Below are 24,605 nucleotides of genomic sequence, written 5' to 3'. Positions count from 1 at the left end.
CTATCATTAGTCAAAGGAAAGTGAGACTGCATGTCTGCCGAACAAATCCAGAAACATTTCATACGGTTTCTTGGTTCGGATGTCGGTGTATCGTTCAGTAATCCGTTAGATCCCCGCGAAGTCATTCTGTATCGGCCTGACAAATTGTCCGAGACATTTGTGACGTGGGCGTTCGAGGAACTGAAAAAGACCACGCCGGACGTCGCAAGAAAGATTGACCGACTGCTTGTATCATATGAAACCCGACATGGCCGCACTCGTCGCGGGATAAACATCTCCTCAACCAGCAATGTGCCTCAGCAGCGAAATCCTGAGTTATCGCGAGTTGAGGCTTCGGGGCGGGCGGCATGATAAGGCTTCCGCCGCCGACCCTAGGAGCCCTGCGGTATTACCCGTCGACGTGCCCGATTTGCGAAGAAACCGCGCTCGCGGCCGACATTATCTTGCGAACGGTAGAATTCCAGTGCGCCCGCTGCGGCGGATACGAAATCACCGCCGCCGCGCGCTCGGCAATGCGAGCTATGTCCCCGGAGCGCCGCATGCTGTGGCTTTCGCAGGCCCGGCTACAAATGTCCGGCGCTCAAAGAATAGCTCTCATACTCTGTGCGAGTGCAGATTTGATGGGCCGTGAATAATTGCGGTTTTGCGAAACCCCATCGAGTTCGGATGCAGGCGCCCATGAAGGAACGCGCCAACATCACCGTTTGGGGGAGCACAAGAGTGATGCTGTTTGAGCAAGTCCGCCCGCGGGCGTTTCCTGGCGGCCCGGCATTTTCGGCGGAGTTGGTGCCGGACCGATCCGCTATGTTGTTTTCGATGTAATCCATCTCAAGACGACTGAGCGGCAGGCGCGGAGTTTCTGGAAGTTGATGAAAGGAACGTTCACTTGACTGATGTGTCTTCCGGGGGCGAGGCCCAAAATGCACGGCTCGCTGATCTACGGGCAGCGACAATGCTACGCGAGACCGCCCAAGTGTCGTTCGATGCGGCGACCGAATCCGCTCTGTCGGCAATAGCCGCCGAGATGAACATGAGTCGACCTGAGCTCATTCGGATGGCATTGGTTGACTGGCTGGAATCTCACAAAAACTCTCGAGCGGCTGCGAACGATTAGCTGCGCCGCGAACGCGCCCGATGCGTCCGCCCAGAATACCAGGCGAAGCTGCCACATCCACCGCGGACCTCACATCGCGCGAACGACGGACCATTCGGGATATTATAATCTCGTGAGTCACGGGAAGGCTGCCTCTGTTGGGAAAGAGGCACTCCCAGCCGCCTGTTTAACGGGACACCGTCCCCGGCGGCCTGGGCAGCGAATCATCATTCTCGTGCCGACTGACCTCTCCTTGCCATAGCGGCGACTTCCACTAACTTTTCAATATGGCCATCGGAACGGTGTTGATTTCCGGCGGCGGAATCGCCGGCCCCGCCCTTGCCTTCTGGCTGGCAGCCGGTGGATTCCGACCAACACTAATCGAACGAGCGCCCCATTTGCGCACGGGAGGTTACGTCATCGATTTTTGGGGCCTTGGTTATGGCATCGCCGAGCGAATGGGGCTCGAGGAGGAGATCAATCGCGTAGGCTACCATGTACGCGAAGTGCGCTTTGTAAACGATCGTGGAAAGCGCGTCACAGGTTTTGGCACGGACGTTTTTACTGAGCTGACAGCGGGCCGCTTTGTGACACTCGGACGCAGCGATCTCTCTAGGCTGCTTTTCGACAAGATAAAGGATACGACCGAAGTCATATTCGATGATGAGATCCTCGGCATTCAAGAACATCCAGCCGGTGTGCGCGTTAACTTCAAGCGTGGAGGCGAGCGCGCGTTCGATCTGGTGATCGGCGCTGACGGTCTGCATTCCGGCGTTCGCCGTCTGGCCTTCGGGCCACAGCAGCAGTTCGAAAAGAAACTCGGTTACGCTGTCGCGGCCTTCGAGTGCGCTGGCTACCGTCCACGCGACGAAGACGTGTATTTGATGTACGGCCAGCCAGGAAGAATGCTCGGGCGTTTCACGCTGCGTGATAACCGAACGCTCTTCTTGTTCGTCTTTGCGGCGGGCAACGACCCAGTGCCAGCGACGCTGGAAATGCAGAAGGCAGTGCTGCGAAAAATTTACGGCGGTGGGGGATGGGAATGCCCGCGTATTTTGAATGCGCTGGATGGGATCGACGATCTCTATTTCGACAGCGTCAGCCAGATCAGGATGAACAGTTGGTCGCAAGGCCGCATTGCTCTAACGGGCGATGCCGCGTTTTGCGTGTCCTTGTTGGCCGGACAAGGTTCAGCCCTGGCCATGATTTCGGCCTATATCTTGGCGGGTGAACTTTTCAGGGCCGAGGGACGATATCAGGAGGCATTCCGCACGTACGAAACTCTCTTGCGGGATTACATTCATACGAAGCAGCGCGGCGCCGAGCGATTTGCCACAGCCTTTGCACCAAGGACGCAATTGGGCCTGTTTGTGCGCAACTTGGTGATAAGCACATTTGCAATCCCCGGTGTCGCACGATTGGCCATCGGGCGAGAAATTGCCGACGCTCTGCAGCTACCTGATTATCGCTGGCCATCGCCGACGAATTGACGACAGCGGTGGCGCGCGCCAGCCTCCCGCGCCAACCTTCCGAAAAATAGTCGCCATGCCGGAATAGTTTCCCGCCACGCTCGGTATATGCCGCATGAGAGTGAACTTCGACGTGGCGCATCAAGCAGCGGACCATCGTCCAATGCCGGGAGCGGCAGCGCCATCTTGGGAGCGCAGCGCGAGTGCTGATGATCACGACAACGTCAGTGCTCGCGGTCGGGAGGAGCGCGCTCTCATTGGCCCAGCGGTTGTCCCCCTGTCCATGGCCGCTGGGCCGGTCCGCCGATGAAAAGCACAAACATTCCAGGCGTGATTGGCGCAGCGGAGACACGGCCCCGCTGACCACGGATGCGGCAGACGGCACACGAGACGAGTATGCGGAAGCTAGAAGACTATGAGGAGATCGCGCTCAGCGGTTACCCGTACGACGGAGACTACATAGCCATGTTGGACGGCAAAGGCGATCGTGCTCGACTGCTCGGCGGCGAATTGTGCGGCCTTTATGGCGCAACACTGACCGACCAGGCGGCGGCTTTGCCACGGTACTATCCGTGGGCGTCCCATCTCGTTATCGCCACCGTCAAAGGGGACCGGCTTGTTGCGATCCGGGACTACTGAAGGGCAAATGTTGGACTTCCGCACGAAGGCAAAGTCCAACACCCGACTGAGGCAGTTCGATCAAGCCGCAGCACGGCCGGCTTGATGGTGGTCAGAACTTCCAAAGATCCCCCTTGAGAAGCCCATCTTCAAACATCAGTGATATGGAAACCACCTTGACCACGTTTGCTGGTATGAAATCTGGAAGGATATGATGACCATCAAAGCAGTTGTGGCAAGCATTGCATCCTTGCTACTTTCTATCACTTGGGTGCAAGCTGGCCCCAGACTTCTCTCTCGGCACGGTGCATGGGGCGTCTATTCTTATCGTTCAGACACAACATGGTGCTATGTCCTGAGTGTCCCTGTTTCCGAACTTCCTGCGGATGTCGATCATGGCGAGAATTTTGTCATGATCTCGCGAGCGCCGAAGGATGACCAGCCCGAAGCCGTCATGGGGTATCGGCTTAAGCCGGGGTCGGACATCGATGTGGTGATCGCAGACGAGCACTTCTCAATGTTTACTCAAGACAACAAGGCTTGGTTGGCGAGCGCCGAAGAGGATCGATCGATGGTCAATGCCATGCGGGCAGCCAGCAAAATGAAGCTGTTGGCCACGTCCTGGAGAGGTACACAAACCCAGTACGCCTATTCGCTGATGGGGCTCACCGCCGCCTTGAAAGCGAGCAAGATTTGCAAATCAGCTCGTTGAGCGAAGTCCGGCGACGCACGGTAGTCGCTCCAAAGCCGCTCAATCGACTTGGAGAAAACCACCCAGGCGCGTGAAACCTTGGATGAAGAAGATGAGAGAGTTCTTCAATACCGCTATCGTTATCCTGCTGATAGCGATTGCTGTCGTCCTGCTCTTCCTGGCACCAAGAGGCTTTCAGCTCGGTCCGCCCGATCCGCTTGTTACCTCACGTGCTTCTGGTTTGATGCGAGGGGTCGACTCCATTGTGCAGACCCCTTTAACAAAAACTATGGTGTGAGGTGGTCCGGCCGCGCCGCATGCAATCCTTTTTCGAAACCGAACGCGGCGCCCAGGTTTTTAAAGCGTGGGCGCTCATTCGATCTGCTCTCACGGTTGGCTTGGTAGCCGCTTCTGCACCGACGACAGGATTGCGAGCCGAGACCACTAGCGTTCCTATACCCCGCTTCGTCTCGTTGAAAGGTTCACCCGCGAACCTGCGGATCGGCCCTAGTGTCGATTACAGCATTGAATGGGTCTACATGCGCCCGGGCATTCCCCTTGAGATTTACCAGCAATTTGGCAACTGGCGGCGGGTACGGGATTGGAGCGGGGCGGATGGATCTATGCTCCGCTTCTGTCTGGACGCAGAACGGCCGTGATCGCTCCTTGGAGCAAAGGTAACGTTGCTCTACGCAAAAAGGCTAAATTCGATGGCCCGGTTATCTCCTGGCTGGAACCTGCCGTTGAAGTCAAACTCAGGGGCTGCGATGGTCAATGGTGCAGCGTCGCGCTGAGTTCGATGTCAGGCTTCATCAAACAGTTCGACTTGTGGGGGGCTTATCCCGGCGAAGTGTTCTGAATGACGAGGCCGGAAAATCGTTGACGGACGTTCATTCACTTTTCGGCGATCTATGTCCTCCCTCCGGTGTAAGCGTCATCAGGTGCCCACTGTGATCCAGACACCCCACGTCCTCACACTTGCTCGAAGCTGTCAGTTCGATGCATCACGCGCATCCATCGTATAGGCGTATGGGCGGCTACGACAGGAGTTCAGCCTGCGGATGGGCCATCTGCCCGTCTTCGCGCGCAATGGATGCGTGCGACTCGATGCTGGCTCTTTTGGCGCAGAGATCGTTGCAACTAGCGAGCGGAACCTTGCCACTTATCGCGGTGCACTCCGACAGGCACATGATGCCATGATGGGCACTTCTGCATGCGCCAGAGCCTGATCCAACTGCTGTCGGACGTCGCTGATTTCTACCGCGTCACCCCGTCGGCTAAGGCATTCAAGCAGACCGTGAAGGCTCCAGACGTTGCGTGGGTGTTGGCAAGGCCGCGGCAACGTCGCATCAAGCCCAAGGTCAGCGCGATAGACAGCCTCAGCTTCGCCATATCGTTCGGCATCCATCAGCAATGCGCCAAGCGCGTGTCGCGTCGGCTGCATCCAACCCCATGGCTCGTCATAAAGTAAATTGTCGTCGAGATCGACCGCATGCCGCAGGAAATCCAGACCTTCATGGACGCGGCCGGATTTGTAGTGCAACTCCCCCAGCATCATCGCTTCGGCAACCTTCAGGATATCGGCGCAGGGGTTGTTGAACAGCATGCGCTCGGGTTGCACTGCATCGCGCGCTGCCGCGAAAAGGCTAGCGCTTTCCTCGGCTTGGGGAATTCTACCGAGGTTGGACAGAGCCACTGTCCGGGCATAATGCAACAGGACGGTGCTGTAGGAGTAAAGCTCCGCATCCTCGGGGAAGGCCTCTTCCAGGATACAGGACCAGCGCCCAAAGCGTATAAGTACGTGCAACTTCATCGGCGCAAAGGCTTCAAACATCTCTGGCATGTAACGCACCACCGGCTCTGGCAGGTTTTCCATCAATGCTTTCGCAGCTTCGAAGGCGTCCGACGGGCGACCAAGAAACATGGCCCCGTAGATTTGAAAGTGAAGGTTGTGGATCCGGTAGACCGTGTAAAAGTTCTTACCGCCTGCATGAGCGAAATATGAACGATCCACCTGAGCCGCCTGCCGGTTGCGCATCACGACTTTGTGGTAATCGCCGCAAAGCACGTCGATATGCGTCGCCATATGCACAAGATGCCCGGAGTCTGGCACGAGGCGCTCCAGCCGATCTGCATGCGGCAAGGCTTTTTCCGGCGTCGACGACATCTCCATCAGATGAATGTAGAAATGCAACAACCCCGGATGTGCCCAGGCTGCTGGCTGGGTCGTGAAGGCGCGGTCCAGAGCCGCGTGCGCTTCCTCCGTCGAGGTGCCAGCCGCAGGCTGCCCGGTACGAGTATCCCACAGCGCCCAAGGCGTGCGGTTGATCAGTGCCTCGACAAAGATCGCGGTCACATCTAGATCGTCAGGGAAACTCTCGTATACCGTGCGCATCGCTGCAGCGAAATCGTCATTCCAAGGGCCATAATCCGTAATCTCAGGGTCAGTAGGGAACCGCGATGTCAGCGCATCAAGCAGTGCGCGCTCGACTTCGATTGCAGGCAGATGGCACGCCTCCGCCAACAATACATGCGCCCGCGTCAAAGCGACAATACGCTCTTCAGGCCCGAAGGAGGTCCATAGCTTGTTGTAGTTTGGACCTAGACAGTGGGCAATTCCCCACCGCGCCATGACGTTTGTAGGCGCCACTTCCAGCACGCGCTCGTAACAGGCAATGGCCTCTTCGTGGTTAAATCCGTATTGCCAGATTAGCCCCCGGTCGAACCACATCTGCGCCTCGGAAGGCGTGTTGTCCAGCCGGCGGGAGAAGGTGCCTAGATCGAAATACGTCATCGTATCCAACTCCATGGCTGACGGCGACTACCGGCCCAGACTACATCAAACCCGGGAAGGAAGGGAGTTCGACAGAAGGCTGACCGCTTGATCTCACCTGCCATCTTCCTCAACAGCCGCGATATCGTTCGCCTTTCCCAGCCCCGACCCCGATTTCGTACCGGGCCGAAAACGATGTCCCCTCGACGGACGACGTCAGCGAATTCTTGACCTGTTCAATCGGTGGCTCCGAGAATCGGAAACGAGATGAAGCTGAGTGCGGCGGGGCCGGAAGCGGAAGGTCCTCTTCCGTAAGGGAAAGGGAACGAGGCTTTCACTGAGAAGGATCGATTACATGCCGCAATCCAGCTCCGCGAGCCGCGCCATCTGATTGCCCGCGGCGTCGAAGTTTTCGCTCATCAACCACCGACTTATTGTGGCCCGACGACGGGGCCACTCTTCTTTCAAGATGGAAAACCAAGCCACGTCACGCTGACACCCGTCAACGATTGCCGCGCGTCGCCATGTTTCTTCGTAGGTAAATCCTATATTCTTGGCAGCCTTGAACGATTTCTGATTTTGCGACTGACATCTCCAGACAAGACGTTGATAACCCAACTCATCCATCGCATGACACATCAGCAGAAAAATAGCTTCCCGCGCCGCGCGTGTCCCCTGCAACGACGGGGAGAACCAGATACTGCCGATTTCGATGCTGCTATCCTTTTGTTCCACGTCGCAAATTGAAAGCCATCCCTGCGGCGCTTGCCCTTTTGGCTCCACTATCCAAAATGGTTGATGCGTACGAGCGCTGACCTCCTTAAGAAACATTTGAAGGCTTTTGATTTCTGCAAATGGTCCGTATCGCAGATAGGTAAAACTCTCAGGGGCCGCAACGACAGCCGGCCAGAGAGCGTCAGCGTCATTCGCGCTCAAAGGCAGCAAATCGACATAGTTACCGGCACGCCGTTCCTTTATCGGAAAGGGCCAGCTTTGTTGGGAAATACGAGTGCCGAGCGATGACGTCATACAGAAAGACGAACTGTCTCATCCAACGCTCGTGTGAGAATACACAGCCGTGGAATGAGCTTTGTCCTCAGGCCACTGACCGCAAGATCGTGGTCCGAGCTTCCCGGCCTTCCGGCGTTGGCATCCCAGCATAATTATGCGGCTGGCCCTGTTTAAGATGAAGTTCGACCGCCACTCCTGCCGCAGATGCCTTGGCGGCCATGTCGACGCAATCGGGATAGAACAGATCGAGCGTCCCGGAAAAGATGATTATCGGCGCCAGCCCACGGAAATCGCCATTCAATGGACTGACATAAGGATGGGCGATATCAAGGTCCCCCGCAAAGAGGCGCCCGACTTCGCGTACGCCAGGTATATCATTGACAGGATCCCGCGCAGCAATCGGCACCTGCTCCGGCCGGCTGACGGAAAAATCCCCGCCAGGCGAGATCAACACAAGTCGGCTCGGTTGTGTGTGTCCACGATCTCGCAGCCACTGGGCCGCTGCCAATCCCAACGCGGCTCCGGCCGAATTGCCGACCACTGTCACCTTCACCGCCCCCGCATCTTGCAGGATTTTACGCAACAGTTCGCCCATGGCCGGCACTACCTCTTCTGCGGTGTTATGGGGTGCCAATGGATAAATAGGAACGATACAGCGTACCTCGGCAGTTCGGGTGAAGTAGCCGACAATGCGCCAGTGGGCGCGAACGATCTCATTGATATAGCCGCCGCCGTGCAGGAAGACCACGATGTTGCAACCTTCACAATGTGCGGCGGGCGCTGTGTGATAGATTGGCCATCCAGCCACGTCCTTTCTCGTCACCTCGACGCCGCGCCCCAGTCCTGTTGGCCCGAAGAGAACCGGCCGCAATGCTAATCGGCGCACGCGGTGTTGCACGGCACCAGCGGATGCCATCCGCTTCTTGACACGAAACAACCTCAGCAACCCAACGAGGATGCGGCTCTGCAAGCTTGTACAGTCTGTGCCCGAAGTAAGCCGTTGCAGCGTTCTTTCATTGCCGCGAACCAAGGGTGCCATTTTTAAACTCGCCTTCGAATATATTTCGTTCGCTGGCGCGTGCCGACGAGCCAGAGTCCAAGATTATGCGAACCCGTTCAATTCAGGTTTAGCGACCATCAAAGCGATGATGAGCGCAAAAAGCGCTATGACGGCTAATCGTCCAGCCATAGCACGGCTGTCGGCGGCCAATGCCTTGACGTCCACTGCCGAGCCGCGATGCCCCATTTGGCCTCGCATCGCCCATGGACGAACGAATGTGTGCTCAACGGCCATTAGAGCGCCGATAAGCGCGATGGACGCCACCAACCACGGCGTCAACGGGGACCAGCCGCCAAGAACCACAAGGACGATACCGGCGAGGACGCCAGCGCCAGTCAGAGGTCCCGCCAAGCGACTGGCCAAGAAGGCCATTCTTGCCGGTCTTCGGTAGCCTCGTCTTGCCGCAAGGAGCAGAAACTCTGCCGCCACGAACAGGAGCAAAGCAGTGCACATGGCATAGAGATGAATTCCCAAAACAGCTCCATAAAGCATTTATTCGTCCGCTCGTTCACAAGAATGGTGGACATAATGCGAGCGATGGCTCACAATTGTCTACTCGCATTAGGACGGGAGAAACATGGCGCCTAAGCCGCTTATGAATCCAAGGAAGGGCGCGTCTCAGGAGAGGTCCCGCGCGACGGTCGATGCGCTTGTAGAAGCAACTGCTCGCATTTTGGTCAGAGAAGGCTTTGACAAGGCCAGCACCAACCGTATTGCCGTTGAAGCGGGCGTGAGCGTTGGCTCGCTTTACCAATACTATCCTGGCAAAGAGGCGCTCGTCGCCGCCGTCATCGATCGCCACAATCAAGAAATCATGCAGGTTGTCAGGGGGGCATTCGCGGAGATCGCGTCACAGCCGGTTGAAAAAGCTGTGCGCCGGCTTGTCGCAGTTGCGATCGAGGCGCATAGCATCGACCCCAAGCTGCACCGTGTCCTTGCCGAGCAGATACCCCGCACGGGACGCCTCGAAAATGTGGAAACCTTCAATCGTGAAGCCCACGCCATGTTCAAGGCCTATCTCGAAAGTCACAGAGATGAGTTACGCGCGGCAGATCTGGCACTTGCCGCTTTTGTATGTGTGACCTCGATCGAGGCGCTAGCCCATAATGCCGTCTTGCATAGCGATGGGAAGCTTTCTGACAAAACCATCGGAACGCTCACCGACGAGGCCACTCGTCTCGTGGTCGGATATCTGCAATAGTCGCAGCCACTGCGCCGCGACGGCAACGGCGTCGAGACTTGGACGAAGCATCCTCAAAGCCTGGTCTCAGCCACTCCGTGAACCTGAACCGAGACAAGGTGATAATTTCTGCTCCCCTGTAAGGCCGGTTTGAGAGCCTGCGAAATTGTCGGATTGAAGTGGTCGATGCTGCTCGATCGATCAGGACGGGCGAATGGTCAACTACTCGGGCATTGCGTAGCCAGCATATGATCCGGAGGGGGAAATAGACCGGGTGAATATAGCAAGGCGGTCGGCGCGCTGGACAAGTTCACCGTTCGGGAGTGATCGCGATCTGTGGCGGTCGTGCCACAGAACCTTGATCAGAACGCCGCAACGGCCGTAGAAGACGAACAGATGACCGTGCGGATCACGCTTTAACGTCTCCTGCACCACCAGCGCGAGGCCGGGAAAGCCTTCTGCTGGGCAAACGTGCGCCGGCGCTTCTACGAACTCGCCGCAGCCGGCCCAGCGCCGAATCGCGAGCGAGGCGCTCAGGCGCATCCCAGAACTCTATCGCGTCGAAAACGAACTCCACGGCCAGCCGGGGGTGGACGTCGTGCCGGCGCGCCAGGAAAGGTGCCGCCCGATTGTCGTTGCGCGAGAAGCTCGGAGTCCTCTTCATTCGACGCCCTTGGGAATGACGGAACTCGAAAGGCTGAAGCGGGACCTCGGATCGCTCACCTTCTCAGCCCAATACCGGCGTCCCCCCCGCTCCGACCGATTACCTCGTCAAGCGCTCGTGGTTTCGATAGTACGATCCAGGGCAGCTCAACCGTCGTTCAATGACGATCGTGCAAAACTGGGATACGGCCCTCAAAGGCGATATAAGTTGCGACTACTCCGTTGGGACGATCTGGGCGAAGGACGACAACACTACTACTTGCTCGATCTCGTTCGTACTTGCGCCGCCTACCCGCAACTGGTCCAGACGGTGAAAAGATCGATCGACGATCACGATCCGGATATCGTCCTGATTGAGGACGTCGGATCGGGGACGAGCTTGATAGCCGACCTCGACTATCAAGGTCTTTCGACCACGCCCGTCAAAGCTCGGATGGGCAAGGAGAGCCGTCTATCCCGTGTCTCGGCTATGATGGAGAAACGTTCACCTGCCGAAGGAGGCACATTGGGAGGACGATTTCCTGCTGGAAGTCTTAGCGTTCCCCGGTCGCAAGCGTGACGATCGGCTCGACTCCATGTCCCGAGCTCTGGTTTTGGATGAAGGACGACAAGCCCGTTGAACGGTCGCGCACCAAATGAAGGTCTGGAATCGGCCGCAAGCGGACAATCTGTTTCCGGTTCCTGTCTTTGGATCAACGGGGCTTTAAAACGTGCACCGCGCGCGCCAGCTTTTCCCTTCTGACCAATTGCCGGTTCGTCCCTGCACTCTTGAGCGCGCGTGAGGCGGTCTATGGAAGCTATCGGCGCAGGCCACCTCGACGTCTGCTTTGGTCAAGCCAACCGCGCAGATGGAAGTTTCATAGGTGACCAAGCGAGCGCTCTATGTTGCCGCGGGTGCCATTCATGGACAAGGGAAAGCAGGCGTCCGAGCGGACGATCAAGAAAAGTGCCCGGCACGGGCTGTGCGGTCTGGCATGACGCGACGGCCTTACGGACTGGTCTGCCCGATCTCGCGCGCGTGTGAGTTCCTGGAGCCGCGCTGGACGATCCAGATCCTGACCGAGCTCTGGAACGGCTCGACCCGTTTCAATGATATTCGCAAGGGGGTAGGCAACATCTCCTCCGCCCTCTTGTCGAGGCGGCTCAAGGAAATGGAGGCGTTGGGCCTGGTCGAGCGCATCGAGGACGAGGCTGCCCGCACCGTCGCCCTATTCCGCACCGAGAAGTCGATCAAACTCGAGCCGGCGATGAACGCGCTGGCGGAATGGGCACAATGCAACATCGAGGCGGAGATCGCGCTCGCCGACATGGATGTATCGATCCTCATGTGGGCGTGCGGCGAAAGATCGACCTCGCTGAAATGCCGCGGCGGCGCGCCGTGATCCGCTTCCATTTTCGTGACGATCCCCCACCGAAGTGTCCCCATTACTGGTTTGTGGTAGAGCCAGGCGAGGACTTACCCGAGCAATGCTCGCTCGACCCCCGCCGGGACGTCGACCTTTACGTCGAGACTGGCATTGTTTCGCTGGGGGCCATCCTGGAGGGCCGCTCCAACATCGAGCGCGAGAAAGAAAGGGGCGGCCTTTTCCTAAGCGGCGACCCCGGTCTTGCCTGCAGCATGGACCGTTGGCTGCGAACCTCGGTCTGGGCGGCGCTCGAGGGAATCGTCCCGCTTTCTTAAAAACCATAATGAGGGTGCGGCCACACGCATGGAGGGTCGCTCGTGCCCGTGCAACGCCTAGTACAGAGAATAGGGGAGGAAAGACATGTCAGCTAAAATTCTGCAAAAAACTACAAGCTCAACGGGTCCAGCACCAAGTATGAGCAAGAAAACGTGCCTTATGCTCAACCAATCGCGGACCTCTGGCCTGGCTTGGATTGTCTGGATTATAAACGAGGCGCAAAGCGAAGCCGGCGGGATCTACCTGTTCGACGATGAGCAGTGCAAGCCTTCGTGGACGGGCCAATTATTGCGGAGATGAAAGGTGACCCGACGTTGAGCATCAAGGCCTTTGACGTAATCGCGGAACTCACGACCATCACACGTCAACGTAGTATTCTCGGAGGTAGGATGGCGCATGTAACAGTTGAGATAACGGGACGAACGCCTCCCGCTATCGCGCGTATGTAAAGTCAGCCCAGGCCAAACGGGAGTAGTAGCAGGAGCGCTGCCAGAGGCCCGACGATCCCAGCACGCCGCGCGCAGTAGCGCAGAAGCGCACGGAAGAGCGGCGGATCGAGTTCCACATCGGGGTGATGTGGCGACATCGGGCTTTGATGACCCCATGCCAAAAACATGGGGTCACGTCGATCTCAGACAGTTTGATACGGCTTTCCGCCAGTCAGTGAATATCGATACGTCGCGTCACCTGACCGTTACTTTCCCAGTAGGTATGCTTCTTGGCGATGATGGGGTCGTCCATTGCGGGTTGGACCTGCCCTCCAGTACTAACCGCACGCGAGGTGACTGTGTGCTCCCCGGCGGAGGGCTTGGGCCAGTCGACGGACCATATCTTCCAAGCGAAGTCCGCCTTGTCGGTTTCGTCGATGGCCGCCGGCATCCATGGCCCGTCATCGATCTTCACCTCGACCCGGTCGATCGGCGCGCCCCAGGCCGCCCCGACGATCCGGTGGTCACTGCCGATATGAGTGACCCGGGCCGGTGCAGACTTCAAGCGCGCCCGCCCGACAGAGGTTTCCACCCATACCGTCTCTCCGTTGTGCTCCTCCTCGCGCAGTGTGACATAATCGCGTCCCATAAACCGGTTCTCGAAGCGTTGGTCGCTCACGTCCATTCGTTTGAGCCATTTCACGTTCGCGATCCCGTACCAGCCCGGCGCTATCAGCCGCAGCGGGAAGCCGTTATCAGGAGGTAAGGGAGTTCCGTTCATCTCGTAGCAGAGGATGTTTTTGGGATCCATGGCGTCGGTGAGCGACATGCTGCGCGCAAAGTTCTGCGTGAACTTGATGTCGTCGGCTCGCTTTATTTCTCCTTCATCGGTGCCCCAGAAGACAACCTCGATACCACTGTCGAGGACTCCGACCTCCTTGAGGATCGGGGCGAGCGGCGTACCCGCCCAGCGAGCATTGCCAATCCCACCATTGAAAAACGGTAGGCCAGTATTGCCCGAACATTCGACCGTGAACGTGACTTCCTGGCGCGGTCGAGCCCTGATGTCGGCGAGCGTCAGGGCTGTTGGCTTTTTGACGGAACCGCCGATTTCGAGCTTCCACGTAGTTTCGTCGATGACCGGCCGGTTGAAATGCGCGATTGAAAAGAACTTGTCGTTGGGCGTCACCCAGGAATCGAGATCCTCCCACACCAGCTGATTTTTGATGACTTTCGGTACCGGGTTCGGCGGCAGCTGATCGAGCCATTTGATGACTTCCTCGCCGGCCCGGGTTGGAAAGGCATAGGCAATCCGCGATTGAAAGGACGTCAGGGCTACAAGGGCTGCTCCGCCTTGAATGATGAATTCACGTCTGGGAAGGTAATGCATGATGACTTCTCCTCCAGTGAAAAGCTCAGTTCTCCTTCAGGGGTAAGTGCAGTAGCGACCGGGATCGCGCAAAGCAGAGGCCGGCCGCGGCGGGCAATATGAGAGCGCGTGAAACAAGCGCCGTATTTAAAGCGGCGTTTCCCGCTCTCAAATAGCCAGCTCGTCAGGTCCGAGCGGGCTGTCTTCAATCATATGCCCTATCTGTCCTCGTGGCGAGGGCAAGGGCTCGCATCTTTTCGCTCCAGGCTTGATTTCTGCGTCGTGCTCCAAAGTCGAATGCCGCCTACAATTGGTGAGTGGATCTTGTGGGCGGCATGGACCTATTCAGCACCGAGGTCGGCTTTTCAGGAACGATAGAACGACTGCCTACAGCAGAGATGAGGCGCAGAGCAGAATATGGGCATCGCGCCGCGACGGTTGAGATTCAATCGCGGCTCAGCGCTCGCCGGAGAGCACCGAAGCGAATGCGATATTGCGCCGGCGTCACCCCTACCTGGCGGCGGAAGAGACGCCCGAAAAAACTCGCATCCTCATAGCCGACTTCATTCGCCACCGCTTCGACAGGGAGCTCGCCCGTCTCCAGCAGCTGCTTGGCCTGCTCGAGCCTGAGCGCATGGATGGAGTCGATCGCCTTCATGTCCGTGGCCCTGGCGAAGCGGCGCACGAACGACCGCTCGGACAGGCCTGACAGCTTGGTCATGGCGGCGACGGGCGAGTGCATCCGGTAGTTGCCTTCGGCCCATTTCTGGCAGCGGTTGATCACCGCGTCGTCGGTCTGGCGAAAGCGCATCAGCGCGGCGAAGGGCTGCTGGCCCATATCGTGCCACTGCAGCATGTAGACCTTGGCGACCTCCATCGCCTCCCTGAGGCTGACGAAGCGCGCGATCAGATAGAGGGCGAGATCTGCCAGCTCGAGCCGCCCCCGGCCATGACGATGCGGTGGGCCTCGCCGGTCAGCACGAGTGACTGGCCCGGCTTCACCTTAACGCCGGGATAGTTGTTCGTGAGCGTCTCGACATAGCCCCAGTGAATGGTGGCATCGCGATTGTCGAGCAGCCCGACCTCGCCGAGCAGCACCGCGCCCGAACAAGCGCTGGCCAGCATGGCGCCGTCGTCATGCGCTCGCTTCAGCCATGCGGCTTCGGCGTCATACTGCCCGGCGACGCTTTCTCCCGGATTGACGAAGAAATCTGGAATACAGACGATGTCGGGTGGCGGGCAATCGGCAAGGCTGTGATCTGGGCGCACCCAGATGCCGTTTGCAGCGCGAAACGGGCTGCCGTCCCCAGCAACCACATAGGGCCGCATGCGCGGCGTGCCCGCCGCACCGCTGGTTATGAACAGGAAATCCCTGCCGGGCGAGGAAAACAGGTCGAACATGCCGTAGATCGTGGAGGCGGTAGCCTACGGAACTTACATCGCCCTTGCATTGGCATGTCGTCACGTTGGGGCATACCCCTGACGTGCAGCTATTGACGGTTGCTAATTAACTTCTCTATCGCTCCGTGGTAGCGCGCCGTTGCGTGCCAGAAGCTCATGTGCTCAGGCCAGACTGCTTTGCTACCTAGATGAATCACCAGTTTCGCGCGCTGGAAAAAACAGTCTGGCGAAAAGCTCCTCGCTACCGAACCCACCCGACTTCGAGACGATGACAGTGCCATTCCAAGCGCCCGAGATTATTCGGCTGACCGCCACACCGGGCTCGTAGAGCCCTTCGCACAGCATTTGGGAGGCCCCGCAGATGCTCGCCAGCAGCCGCAAGGTCCACCCGCCTGTTACCAGCGCTGAACGTGGCGCCGGCAATCTGGCCACGAGTTGCTTGAGCGATTGCTCTATTGCCAGCCGCGCTTGGGCTTCCGCAGCAGCGTGGGACGGCGCGACCAACAGAAATGGGGAGGCGGGATGTACGGAAATGGATCCGTCCATCACGACGGTCTCCAGCCCGCGGACCGCCGCGACCTGGCGCAAAGCAACCGGATGGTTCGTGCCACAGATGGCGAGATCGAGTGCCGGTGGCCGGAGGCTGGAAGCCGACCTTCCCGCGAGCACGGAAGCCAATCCGCCTGAGCCCACATAAAGGTCCTCGGCCTCCCCTCCGAAGGCAGCGACGGTCGCCGCAAGCTCGGCATCGCTTGAAGCGTTGGCGACAAGAAATCCATCCTGCTTCCAGGCGTCGCCGATCATCGCTGCAGGAACCCCATAGCTCGATAGTGCACCGACTAGCGCTGGACCGACAGGGGTTATCCCGTGCGACGAGCTTACCTGTTGCCGGCCATCGACCGTGGCTCGGCCCATGGCGGGGAATGCGGGAGCAAAAAGAGCACGTCTGAACCGTCCGGCGCGGAAAGCCGCTATCGCCTCGGCCACAGGGTGGCCACGCATGACGCTGTCGATTTTCTTGAATGAGAAGGTCCGTGCGTCAGGTTTGTGACTGACAAAGACGCCTGTGACCCGTTCGTACGCCGCTGCTTCCCCCAAGTCTCGGCTATCGAGGTCGATAGCATCGTAGCCGGTAAGCGACGGTGGCACATCGAACCAAACCTTCACCGGTCTTTCGGGCGTCGCGAAGTAACCGGCGGTATCGAGCGCGCCGGTGATGTCGTCGGCGACGATCAGAACATCGGACTTAGGCGATTTACGCGCGTTAGAATTTTGGCTCACGCGGCCTCTCTCCGGTCAAAAGCAGTGCGTAGTCGATGGCCTCTATGAGGCTGGTCTCTCGGGCGATGCCGCGGCCGGCTATGTCGAAGGCGGTACCGTGGTCGACAGAGGTCCGCACGATCGGTAGGCCGAGCGTGATGTTGACTCCGCTCAGGCCAAGCCATTCACCGGTCTGCGGGTCGATCTGGAAGCCAAGCAGCTTCACCGGAATATGGCCTTGGTCGTGATACATGGCCACGACCGCGTCATAGGCACCGCCGCGCATTTTCACGAAGACAGTGTCGCCGGGGACGGGGCCATGGACGTCGTGGCCGCGTGCCCTGTAGTCGGCGATGATCGGCTGGGTGATGCGGATGTCGTGGGTTCCGAAAATGCCGCCTTCGCCAGCGTGCGGATTGAGCGCCGCAATCGCGACGCGGGGGGCCGCTATCCCCACATGCCCCAAGGCTTCGATCGTAAGATCGAGAACCCGGCGCATGCGTGGCTCCGTCGCCCTCTCCGGCACATCTTCCAGCGGGATGTGGGTCGTGACGTGGCTGACGCGGAAAGAACCGTGCGCGAGCATCATTGCGCTGTCTCGCGCACCGGTCAGCGCCGCCAGCAACTCGGTGTGACCGGGGAACCGATGACCGGCAAGATGAAGCGATTCCTTGTTGAGCGGCGCGGTGACGATTGCCGAAGCCTCGCCGGCCATCGTACGCCGCACACCCTCGGCCACGGCTTCGTAGGCCTGCCTGCCTGCTTCCGCAGACACCTGCCCGATCGCGACGGCCGAACCCTCGATCGGCCAGATACCGAGCGGCTCATCCGCTGTCGTGAGGGCGCGCAAAGGCAAGACCAGCGACCGGGCTGTCTCGTCAAGCGCCGCCAGCGATCCTACCAACCGGAGCCGAAACACACCGGTCTCGAGCTGTGGCGCGAAATGCCGGGCGGCCTTGAGCGCGATCTCGGGTCCGACACCGGCCGGATCGCCGACGGTAATGGCTATAGTTGCGGTCATTCAGGTCTCCACAAGCGCTGTGCGGACGTTCAAGACAGAATCACGCGAGGGGCCGCCCGCCGTCGACTGGAATGATAACGCCTGTCGCGAAGCGAAGGTGGGTCGCGACCGCCAGAACTGCCTCGGCAACATCGTCGGGGGTGCCCAATCGCCCGAGCGGCGTCCGGTTCACCTGTTCATCTCGCCAGGACTCGTCGCGGCCCTTGATAAAATCGGTGTCGACGACGCCCGGCGACACCGACACGACCCTGATTTTCGGTGCCAGGGCGCGCGCCAGCGACTTGGTTAGGTTGTCGACAGCTGCCTTGGAGGCGCAGTAGGCGATGTTGCTGCCCATGGCCGTTACGCCCGCAATCGACGAGATGTTGACGATGACGCCGCTGGCGGCGCGGTCGAGCAGCGGTCGCATTGCCCGCGTAGCGGCGATGACACCGCGCACGTTGACGCTGAGGATGCGGTCGATCAATGCGTCGTCCAGACCATCGAGGTCCGAATGCTGCACGAACCGGGTTATGCCGGCGCAATTGACCAGGATATCCAGCCGGCCAAACCTCTTCTCGATCTGGCCGGCCAGTCGCGCAAGGCAGTCGCTCTCGGTTACGCTCGCCTTGGCGACGAGGTGGTCACGGGGCGCAAGCGAGGAGACCAGTGCCTCCGCCGCCTGGCGCGAATGGTTGTAGCCGACGACGACCGACGCCCCTTCGTGTGCGAGCCTCGATACAATCTGCCCGCCGATACCACCGGTCGCACCGGTCACCAGGGCGACCTTGTCTTGCAGCATTGCCGCCATGGCCCTCTCCCTGTCAGACGCTGGTGCGTCGCTTGTGGGCGACGAGAGCCATGAGCTTGCGGTCGCGCCAGGCGCTGCGCTCACCGAGGCGGGAGGCCGGCAGCTTTTCGCGGCGCGCGGCCTCGGCTTTGCTGACGAGCGCTTCGGACCAAGGCGCCGGATCGCGCCTTTCCAGCGCGATCGCGTGGTAGAGCGGCCCCAGACGCCGTGCATAATCGGCAATCCCACCTGGCGCGTTGAGGTCGATCGTCTCGAACGGCCCCATGAAGGACCAGCGGTAGCCAAGCCCGTGCGACACGGTCAGATCGATGTCGGCGGCACTTGCGACGCCTTCCTCAAGCAATGCCCAGGCTTCGTTGAGCAACGCGCCCTGAAGCCTGTTCAGCACAAAGCCTTCGACCTCCTTGCGCACGACGATGGCCGCCTGACCCACGGCTTCCATTTGTGCCCGAAGCCATGGAACGATGTTTGCGTCCGTCCATGGCGCCGGAACCAATTCGACCAACGGGACCAGATGTGGCGGATTTACCGGATGCACCACGAGGAAGTGTGCGCGGTTTGCACATGGTGCCGTAAACGCCGAGGCAGGTATACCTGAGCTTGAACTGCCAACGACGGCGTCGGGCCGCATGACCCGATCGATTTCGAGGCAGACGGCCTCCTTGACATCGCGCCGTTCGAGCACCGACTCCTGGATATAGTCGGCATCGGCGACCGCCTCCTCCAGGGTGTCGACAACGCTCAACCGCCGGATGACTGGATCGATTGCGTCGATCAGCCCAGCTTCTTTCATGTCGGCAAGACTGGCGCGGATCCTGTCAATCACCTTCGCGCGGATGTCGTCGCTACCATCGTAGATGGTCACCTGATGTCCCGCCCGGGCGAAAACGATCGCCCAGCCGCGGCCGACGAGCCCTGCCCCGATAATGGCGACCTTGCGGATTGCGTCCACTACTGCACCCACGATTTCTCGCCGTCCGCCAGGCAGATTTCAGTGATGCGCAGGCCATCCTTGGTGATGCGCGACGGGAAACGGTCCTTCAGCCGCTCTTCGTGGATGGGAATGACGCGCCGCGCCTCGTAATTCACCTGCTTCATCATCTCCTCGGTGGCCAGCACGAGATTTGTCTGGCTGCCGACCGCTAACCCCACCGGAACGTAGAGCGTCTCGATATCGACGGCAGCTCCCGAGCCCTCGATATTGTCGAAGACATAGACCAGATCGCCTGCCAGTACCCAGGTATCTTCCTTGCCGTTGCGTATGGTGACCCACATCGAACCGTAGGTGTGGCTATCGAAGGCGGGATTGAGATCGACATTCGGGAGCACGTCCTGCTTTGCCCCATCAATCGTCACCAGCCGCTTCTGGCGGGCAAGATCGACACCGCGCACGATATCGCCAGGGTCGACGGCGACGTTCATCCAGCGCATGCGGTCCGGCAGCGACATCGCCCAGACCCATTTCGCGATTTCCCGCTCCTGGATGTAGAAAGTCGCTTTAGGGAAGTCCTCGACATTGCCGAAATGGTCGAAGTGGGCGTGCGTGACGAAGACCGTGTCGACGTCTATCGGCGACAGGCCGATCTCGCCGAGGACGGCCTCGGGCGAGTGCCAGTTTTCGACGCCGAACTTGTCGCCGAGATGCTTGCCGTAGTCCTTGTTATTGTAGCCAACATCGACCATGGCGACGTGGCCGTTGCCCTTAATCAGCGCATAGCAGTAGGGAAGCTTGACGTGACCCTGATTGTGGGCGCCGTAGAGCACGCCGCTCCTGTGGTAGTTGGTGACGTAGCTGTACTCAAGCACCCAGATCGAATACTGACCCATCGTTTCCTCCCTGTTTTCGCCAGCGCTGTGCACAACTGCAGCAGGCATGATTGAAATCGATCGGCGTCATGCCGGCTCGAGGCTCCGACGCCGCCTGCAGCCAGGCATAGGCGTGCTTGATTCTCTCCGCTGCGCGGTCGAGATGCTGCTGCCAGTCGCGCCACAGCCGAGCCAGGCCGAATTCGTCAAGCACTTCGCCGAGCGTCGCGTGCGCAGACTCCAAGCGCACGCGATGGGCCTCCAGACCGCGCGGCGGCTGCAAGGCGCCCAGTCGCCGCTTGACCTCGGCCCATTGTTCACAGGCCGCCGGGATATCCGGCAGGTCGAGCACATCGCGGCGACCGCCAGCTTCGGCCAGAACCAGCAAGCCCGCGACCTGCCCGATCAGTCGGCGCAGACCGTCATAGATGGGACGGGTGGCAACGACATAGCGGACGACAGCCTCGTCGGTCGCCCCATCCTGATCGATGAGCGGCTGGGATTCCCCACTTTCAGCGGACGACGGCTGCGGCGCTGCAACCAGCTCGCAGTCATAGCGGTGAACGGAGAGCGCGCGTTCGAAGAATCGCTTCGCGGATGGATCAGTCATGGTCCCTCCTGCGTGTCGTCGCCCGCTCGATCACGGGGCCGGGCGCAATCATCTGCACGACCGGCTCCCGGCCAGCATTCGTGCCCAATTCCTTGGCCAGCGAGACCGTCGCCTCCAGCATCTTTTCGATGGGCTGCTTGACGGTCGTCAGACCGTGCGAGGGCCAGTGCGCCATTTCGATATCGTCGAAGCCGACGATCGAGATGTCGTCCGGCACGCTAAGCCCCAGTTCCCGCACACCGTCGAGGAAGCCGATGGCGAGAATGTCGTTGGCGCAGAACACGCCGTCGGGCATCTTTTCGAGATCATGCAGCTTGTGGGCGGCCTGATAGCCAGCGTGATAGCTGAATTGCCCCGCATCGATGACGGCAGGCTCTGCAAGGCCGCGCTCGACCGCGCGTTCGCTAAAGCCGCGGTGACGGGCGACATTGGTCGAGGCATCCGCCAGTGCGGCGATGTAGGCCAGGCGCCGGTGGCCCGTATCGGCCAGATAGTCGGCAATGCGGCGACCGCCAAGGATGTTATCGCAGGAGATGCCGAAAGCGTGGTCGTCGGCCGACAGTCGGTTGAAGAAAATCACCGGCGTGCCGGCCTTGCGGCACTCCTGCGCGGCTTCCGAAGACAAGGTCGCCGCGAGGATGATGGCGAGGTCGGGCTGGTAGTTGAGGAGAAGGCGCAGTGCCTGGTCGACCTCACCAGACTGGTCGGCAGCGACCAGCATCACATTCATGTCGATGGCGCGCAGTTCGGTGGTGAGCCGGGTCAGCACTTCCGGATAGAACGGGTTCGTGATGTCGGCGACGACCACGCCGACGATGCGCGTCTTCTTGGTGATGAGGCTGCGAGCGAAGGGATTCGGCGAATAGCCGATCTCCCGCGCCCGGTTCAGCACCACGTCCCGCGTTTCCTTGGCGATCACGGCGTCGGCGTGAAAGGCCCTGGACACGGTCGCGACAGACATGCCGAGGTCGCGCGCCAGATCCTTTACGGTCAGGCGTGGCTTGCTGCTTTTGTTACGGGCGATGACCGACATGAAAACTCCGTTGGCGCGCAGCCTTAGGCCTCGTTGCGACCTCCGTAGCGGCGAACCCGGATGTTGGCCTGCTCGGCATGTCCGTAGAATCCTTCCAGGACGCACAGGCGCGAACAGTACTCGCCGATCATAGCGCTCGCTTCGTCGGTCAGGACGCGCTGATAGGTGCAGGTCTTGATGAACTTGCCAACCCACAAACCGCCGGTGTAGCGGGCCGCCTTCTTGGTCGGCAGCGTATGATTGGTGCCGATGACCTTGTCGCCATAGGCAACGTTGGTGCGTGGACCCAGGAACAGTGCGCCGTAATTGCGCATGTTGTCGAGAAAGTAGTCGGGATCGCGCGTCATCACCTGCACGTGCTCGGAGGCGATCCGGTCGGCTTCCACAACCATTTCCTCGTAGGAATCGCATACGATCACCTCGCCGTAGTCGGCCCATGCCCTGGCAGCGATTTCGGCCGTCGGCAGGATTTTCAACTGACGTTCGATCTCCGCCATGGTGTCGCGCGCCAGCTTTAGCGAATTGGTCAGAAGCACCGCCGGGCTTGTGGGACCATGTTCGGCCTGGCCAAGCAGGTCGGTCGCGCAAATCTCCCCGTCGACGCTGTCGTCAGCGATCACCAGCGTCTCGGTCGGGCCGGCGAACAGATCGATGCCGATGCGGCCGTAGAGCTGGCGCTTGGCTTCAGCAACGAAGGCGTTGCCGGGACCGACAAGCATGTCGACGCGTCCGATGGTCTCGGTTCCGAGCGCCATGGCGCCGACGGCCTGGATACCGCCCAAAACGTAGATCTCGTCGGCGCCGCCCAAGTGCATGGCAGCGACGATGGCCGGGTGTGGCCCGCCCTGGAACGGTGGCGCGCATGCGACGATCTTCTTCACGCCGGCGACCTTCGCTGTGACCACGCTCATATGCGCGGAAGCGACCATTGGATATTTGCCGCCCGGCACGTAGCAGCCAACCGTCTCAACGGGGATGTTCTTGTGGCCAAGGACGACACCTGGCAGCGTTTCCACCTCGAGGTCCTGCAGGCAGGCGCGCTGCTTTTCCGCGAAATTGCGGACCTGCACCTGGGCGAAGCGGATGTCCTCAAGATCTCTTGCCGAGACTTCGGACATGGCCTGCTCTATATCGCTGTCGCTCAGCCGGAAGCTCGGCGGCGACCATTTGTCGAAACGCTCCGACAGTTCCCGGACGGCGTCGTCGCCGCGTTTTTCGATATCGGCGAGGACCGTTTCGACGGTCGTTCGCACGGCCGCGTCGCCCTGGGCAACAGCCTCGGGATCCCTGCCCCGCTTCAGAAAGGTCGGCATGTTCTCATCCTTGTCTTGAGTCGGATGGACGGCACGACGCCGTCCATCTATCGCATTGCTGATCGTCAAGGCTTCACTGTCGCCTCGATCTTGGTCAGCTTGTATTCGTCGGCCGCAGCCTTGCAGGACGAGCAGTTGATGCCGGGCGCGTCGGGCGCCTTCTTTACATCCGCCGGCAGCGGTTGGATGGTCGCTCCCGGTGTTGGCTTGCCCTCCAACGCCGACTGCAGCGACAGTTCCGGCAGCAGCTCGGGATTGAAGACCTCGGTGACGAAGGACGACGGCACCTTGTCTGACGGAAAGACGTTGCAGCCGTCGGCGAAGGTGTCGCCCTTGCAGGGCTTGACCTTATCGGCCGGCACCCACGGCAGCGGGTACTCGACGTTCATCGGCTTCAGGTCGCGCTTCTTGGTGAGGATCTCCATCATCAGCTTGAAGGCGTAGCCGGAGGTGGCAGGCGGCGAGCCGGCCGAGACGCCCTTGAGCCCCATGCCCTGCATCTTCGGATCGGCCAGGCCGAGGCGGAAGCCGTCAGAGTTCTCGCCGGTCATCGGCACGAGCTTGTTGCCCTTGTCAAGCTGCGCCTGGATCGCGCCGTATTCGCCAGCCTGGGCCCAGATGCCGTCGACGTCCGGATGTGCGGCGAGCGCCTTGGCCGTCTCCTGCTGCGTGGTGCGGTCATCCCAGTAGGAATAGTATTCGGCGACCACCTTGATGCCGGGATACTGGCTGAAGATGTGCATTGCGCCGTCGGTGTGGCGTTTGTCGACCGAGTTGCCCGGAACGCCGCGGCTGAGGAAGATATTGCCCTTGCCACCAAGGATATTGACCAGCGCCTGGGCGGTGTTCTCGCCAAAGCCGGCGGTGATGTAGCTGACGTTGTAGGCGCAGGGCTCGGTTACCGTGGCGTCGTACATGAAGAACAGCACGCCTTTCTGGCAGCCGCGATGTATGGTGCGGTTCAACGCCGTCGACGAGATCGGGAAGCTGATGATGCCGTCGGCGCCATCCTGGATCATGCTTTCATAGGCCGAGATCTGCGCCTGCGGATCGGTGCCGGAAATCACCTCCTTCAGTTCCACCGTCTTGTCGTAGGGCGGCGTCTGCGCCAGCGCCTTGACAATGTTCGCGGCCTCCGACTGCCACGAGTTGCCGCTATAGCTCAGCGACAGATAAACCTTGAGCTTCTTGTCCTGCGCGTCGGCCTGGTCGACGACCGTCCCGACGCTCACAGCTGTGGCAAGCGTCAGCGACGCGGCCAGACCTAGTGTTTTTAATAGCTTCATTTGCATCAACCTCCCTTTGGAATTTGGCCCTTGCGTGCCGGGCCATAG

26 protein-coding genes and 1 pseudogene are annotated in these 24,605 nt (G+C 59.9%); 10 read left to right on the top strand and 17 right to left on the bottom strand.

The window, feature by feature from the left end; translation table 11 throughout:
* Window positions 1–30: 30 nt before the first annotated feature.
* The 6 genes from EN990_RS11790 (at window position 31) to EN990_RS11760 (ending at window position 4,730) form a co-directional block, all read left to right on the top strand.
* Window positions 31–351, top strand: a complete 321-nt coding sequence (locus tag EN990_RS11790) for a hypothetical protein (RefSeq protein WP_127385082.1) — start codon at window positions 31–33, stop codon at window positions 349–351.
* A 1,029-nt stretch (window positions 352–1,380) separates the two neighbouring features.
* The gene (locus tag EN990_RS11785; protein ID WP_127368404.1) at window positions 1,381–2,583 is read left to right on the top strand and encodes an FAD-binding domain; all 1,203 of its coding nucleotides are present in this window, start codon (window positions 1,381–1,383) and stop codon (window positions 2,581–2,583) included.
* Window positions 2,584–2,958: 375 nt separating this feature from the next.
* The gene (locus EN990_RS11780; RefSeq protein ID WP_127368405.1) at window positions 2,959–3,201 is read left to right on the top strand and encodes a hypothetical protein; all 243 of its coding nucleotides are present in this window, start codon (window positions 2,959–2,961) and stop codon (window positions 3,199–3,201) included.
* Window positions 3,202–3,394: 193 nt separating this feature from the next.
* Window positions 3,395–3,892 carry an invasion associated locus B family protein gene (locus EN990_RS11775; RefSeq protein WP_127368406.1) on the top strand — a complete coding sequence of 166 codons (498 nt, stop codon included), beginning with the start codon at window positions 3,395–3,397 and terminating at the stop codon, window positions 3,890–3,892.
* An 82-nt stretch (window positions 3,893–3,974) separates the two neighbouring features.
* Window positions 3,975–4,169, top strand: coding sequence for a hypothetical protein (locus EN990_RS11770; protein ID WP_127368407.1), 195 nt, complete (start codon window positions 3,975–3,977; stop codon window positions 4,167–4,169).
* A 357-nt stretch (window positions 4,170–4,526) separates the two neighbouring features.
* Window positions 4,527–4,730 carry an SH3 domain-containing protein gene (locus tag EN990_RS11760; protein ID WP_164753724.1) on the top strand — a complete coding sequence of 68 codons (204 nt, stop codon included), beginning with the start codon at window positions 4,527–4,529 and terminating at the stop codon, window positions 4,728–4,730.
* 303 nt (window positions 4,731–5,033) lie between these two features.
* Here EN990_RS11760 and EN990_RS11755 read toward each other — a convergent pair whose 3' ends face one another.
* The 4 genes from EN990_RS11755 to EN990_RS11740 all read right to left on the bottom strand — a co-directional run bounded on the left by EN990_RS11755 (window position 5,034) and on the right by EN990_RS11740 (window position 9,207).
* Entirely contained in the window at window positions 5,034–6,665 is a 1,632-nt protein-coding gene (locus tag EN990_RS11755; RefSeq protein WP_127368410.1) for a tetratricopeptide repeat protein, read from the bottom strand.
* A 330-nt stretch (window positions 6,666–6,995) separates the two neighbouring features.
* The gene (locus EN990_RS11750) at window positions 6,996–7,673 is read right to left on the bottom strand and encodes a GNAT family protein (RefSeq protein ID WP_127368411.1); all 678 of its coding nucleotides are present in this window, start codon (window positions 7,671–7,673) and stop codon (window positions 6,996–6,998) included.
* Between the two features lie 67 nt (window positions 7,674–7,740).
* Complete coding sequence (locus EN990_RS11745) at window positions 7,741–8,694, bottom strand: alpha/beta fold hydrolase (protein ID WP_127368412.1); 954 nt, start codon at window positions 8,692–8,694, stop codon at window positions 7,741–7,743.
* 63 nt (window positions 8,695–8,757) lie between these two features.
* Window positions 8,758–9,207: a hypothetical protein gene (locus EN990_RS11740; protein WP_127368413.1), complete on the bottom strand. Its 450-nt coding sequence runs from the start codon at window positions 9,205–9,207 to the stop codon at window positions 8,758–8,760.
* Window positions 9,208–9,292: 85 nt separating this feature from the next.
* On the opposite strand from EN990_RS11740, the gene EN990_RS11735 reads away from it, so the two are divergent.
* The gene (locus EN990_RS11735; protein ID WP_127368414.1) at window positions 9,293–9,916 is read left to right on the top strand and encodes a TetR/AcrR family transcriptional regulator; all 624 of its coding nucleotides are present in this window, start codon (window positions 9,293–9,295) and stop codon (window positions 9,914–9,916) included.
* 201 nt (window positions 9,917–10,117) lie between these two features.
* Here EN990_RS11735 and EN990_RS36795 read toward each other — a convergent pair whose 3' ends face one another.
* Window positions 10,118–10,327, bottom strand: coding sequence for a hypothetical protein (locus EN990_RS36795; protein ID WP_348629882.1), 210 nt, complete (start codon window positions 10,325–10,327; stop codon window positions 10,118–10,120).
* A 21-nt stretch (window positions 10,328–10,348) separates the two neighbouring features.
* Here EN990_RS36795 and EN990_RS36090 point away from each other — a divergent pair.
* The 3 genes and pseudogenes from EN990_RS36090 to EN990_RS11720 all read left to right on the top strand — a co-directional run.
* A pseudogene (locus EN990_RS36090) lies at window positions 10,349–10,541 on the top strand (transposase); the annotation flags it as partial.
* Window positions 10,542–11,532: 991 nt separating this feature from the next.
* A complete protein-coding gene (locus EN990_RS11725) occupies window positions 11,533–11,940 on the top strand; it encodes a helix-turn-helix domain-containing protein (protein WP_127368417.1) in 408 nt (135 codons plus the stop codon).
* The gene (locus EN990_RS11720) at window positions 11,892–12,239 is read left to right on the top strand and encodes a hypothetical protein (protein WP_128336980.1); all 348 of its coding nucleotides are present in this window, start codon (window positions 11,892–11,894) and stop codon (window positions 12,237–12,239) included. The genes EN990_RS11725 and EN990_RS11720 overlap by 49 nt, the downstream gene beginning before the upstream one ends.
* Window positions 12,240–12,900: 661 nt before the next feature.
* Here the strand turns inward: EN990_RS11720 and EN990_RS11710 are convergent.
* The 12 genes from EN990_RS11710 to EN990_RS11660 all read right to left on the bottom strand — a co-directional run bounded on the left by EN990_RS11710 (window position 12,901) and on the right by EN990_RS11660 (window position 24,557).
* Complete coding sequence (locus tag EN990_RS11710; RefSeq protein WP_127385083.1) at window positions 12,901–14,058, bottom strand: sulfite oxidase; 1,158 nt, start codon at window positions 14,056–14,058, stop codon at window positions 12,901–12,903.
* 424 nt (window positions 14,059–14,482) lie between these two features.
* A complete protein-coding gene (locus tag EN990_RS35780) occupies window positions 14,483–14,914 on the bottom strand; it encodes a helix-turn-helix domain-containing protein (RefSeq protein ID WP_164753726.1) in 432 nt (143 codons plus the stop codon).
* Between the two features lie 29 nt (window positions 14,915–14,943).
* The gene (locus EN990_RS35775) at window positions 14,944–15,438 is read right to left on the bottom strand and encodes a DJ-1/PfpI family protein (RefSeq protein ID WP_206526341.1); all 495 of its coding nucleotides are present in this window, start codon (window positions 15,436–15,438) and stop codon (window positions 14,944–14,946) included.
* A gap of 180 nt (window positions 15,439–15,618) precedes the next feature.
* On the bottom strand, window positions 15,619–16,719 hold the full coding sequence (locus EN990_RS11700) for a four-carbon acid sugar kinase family protein (protein WP_127368292.1): 1,101 nt from the start codon (window positions 16,717–16,719) through the stop codon (window positions 15,619–15,621).
* The gene (gene pdxA, locus EN990_RS11695) at window positions 16,703–17,719 is read right to left on the bottom strand and encodes a 4-hydroxythreonine-4-phosphate dehydrogenase PdxA (protein ID WP_064994848.1); all 1,017 of its coding nucleotides are present in this window, start codon (window positions 17,717–17,719) and stop codon (window positions 16,703–16,705) included. The genes EN990_RS11700 and pdxA overlap by 17 nt, the downstream gene beginning before the upstream one ends.
* A 40-nt stretch (window positions 17,720–17,759) precedes the next feature.
* A complete protein-coding gene (locus EN990_RS11690) occupies window positions 17,760–18,509 on the bottom strand; it encodes an SDR family oxidoreductase (protein ID WP_084016082.1) in 750 nt (249 codons plus the stop codon).
* A 13-nt stretch (window positions 18,510–18,522) separates the two neighbouring features.
* The gene (locus EN990_RS11685; RefSeq protein ID WP_245465092.1) at window positions 18,523–19,473 is read right to left on the bottom strand and encodes a 3-hydroxyacyl-CoA dehydrogenase; all 951 of its coding nucleotides are present in this window, start codon (window positions 19,471–19,473) and stop codon (window positions 18,523–18,525) included.
* Window positions 19,461–20,336, bottom strand: a complete 876-nt coding sequence (locus EN990_RS11680) for an N-acyl homoserine lactonase family protein (RefSeq protein WP_127369321.1) — start codon at window positions 20,334–20,336, stop codon at window positions 19,461–19,463. The genes EN990_RS11685 and EN990_RS11680 overlap by 13 nt, the downstream gene beginning before the upstream one ends.
* On the bottom strand, window positions 20,308–20,925 hold the full coding sequence (locus EN990_RS11675) for a hypothetical protein (protein WP_127369320.1): 618 nt from the start codon (window positions 20,923–20,925) through the stop codon (window positions 20,308–20,310). Before EN990_RS11675 ends, EN990_RS11680 begins: the two co-directional genes overlap by 29 nt.
* Complete coding sequence (locus EN990_RS11670) at window positions 20,918–21,958, bottom strand: LacI family DNA-binding transcriptional regulator (RefSeq protein WP_064994844.1); 1,041 nt, start codon at window positions 21,956–21,958, stop codon at window positions 20,918–20,920. Before EN990_RS11670 ends, EN990_RS11675 begins: the two co-directional genes overlap by 8 nt.
* Before the next feature lie 23 nt (window positions 21,959–21,981).
* Window positions 21,982–23,271 (bottom strand): histidinol dehydrogenase, encoded by a 1,290-nt coding sequence (gene hisD / locus EN990_RS11665; protein ID WP_064994852.1) that lies wholly within the window; start codon window positions 23,269–23,271, stop codon window positions 21,982–21,984.
* Window positions 23,272–23,336: 65 nt separating this feature from the next.
* Window positions 23,337–24,557, bottom strand: coding sequence for a sugar ABC transporter substrate-binding protein (locus EN990_RS11660; protein ID WP_245461008.1), 1,221 nt, complete (start codon window positions 24,555–24,557; stop codon window positions 23,337–23,339).
* Window positions 24,558–24,605: the final 48 nt, after the last annotated feature.

This window comes from Mesorhizobium sp. M7A.F.Ca.US.005.03.1.1 (assembly GCF_003997975.1).
GTDB lineage: Bacteria > Pseudomonadota > Alphaproteobacteria > Rhizobiales > Rhizobiaceae > Mesorhizobium > Mesorhizobium ciceri.
Note: the sequence above shows the minus strand (reverse complement) of the source record. Positions and strands in the feature narration are given on the sequence as shown.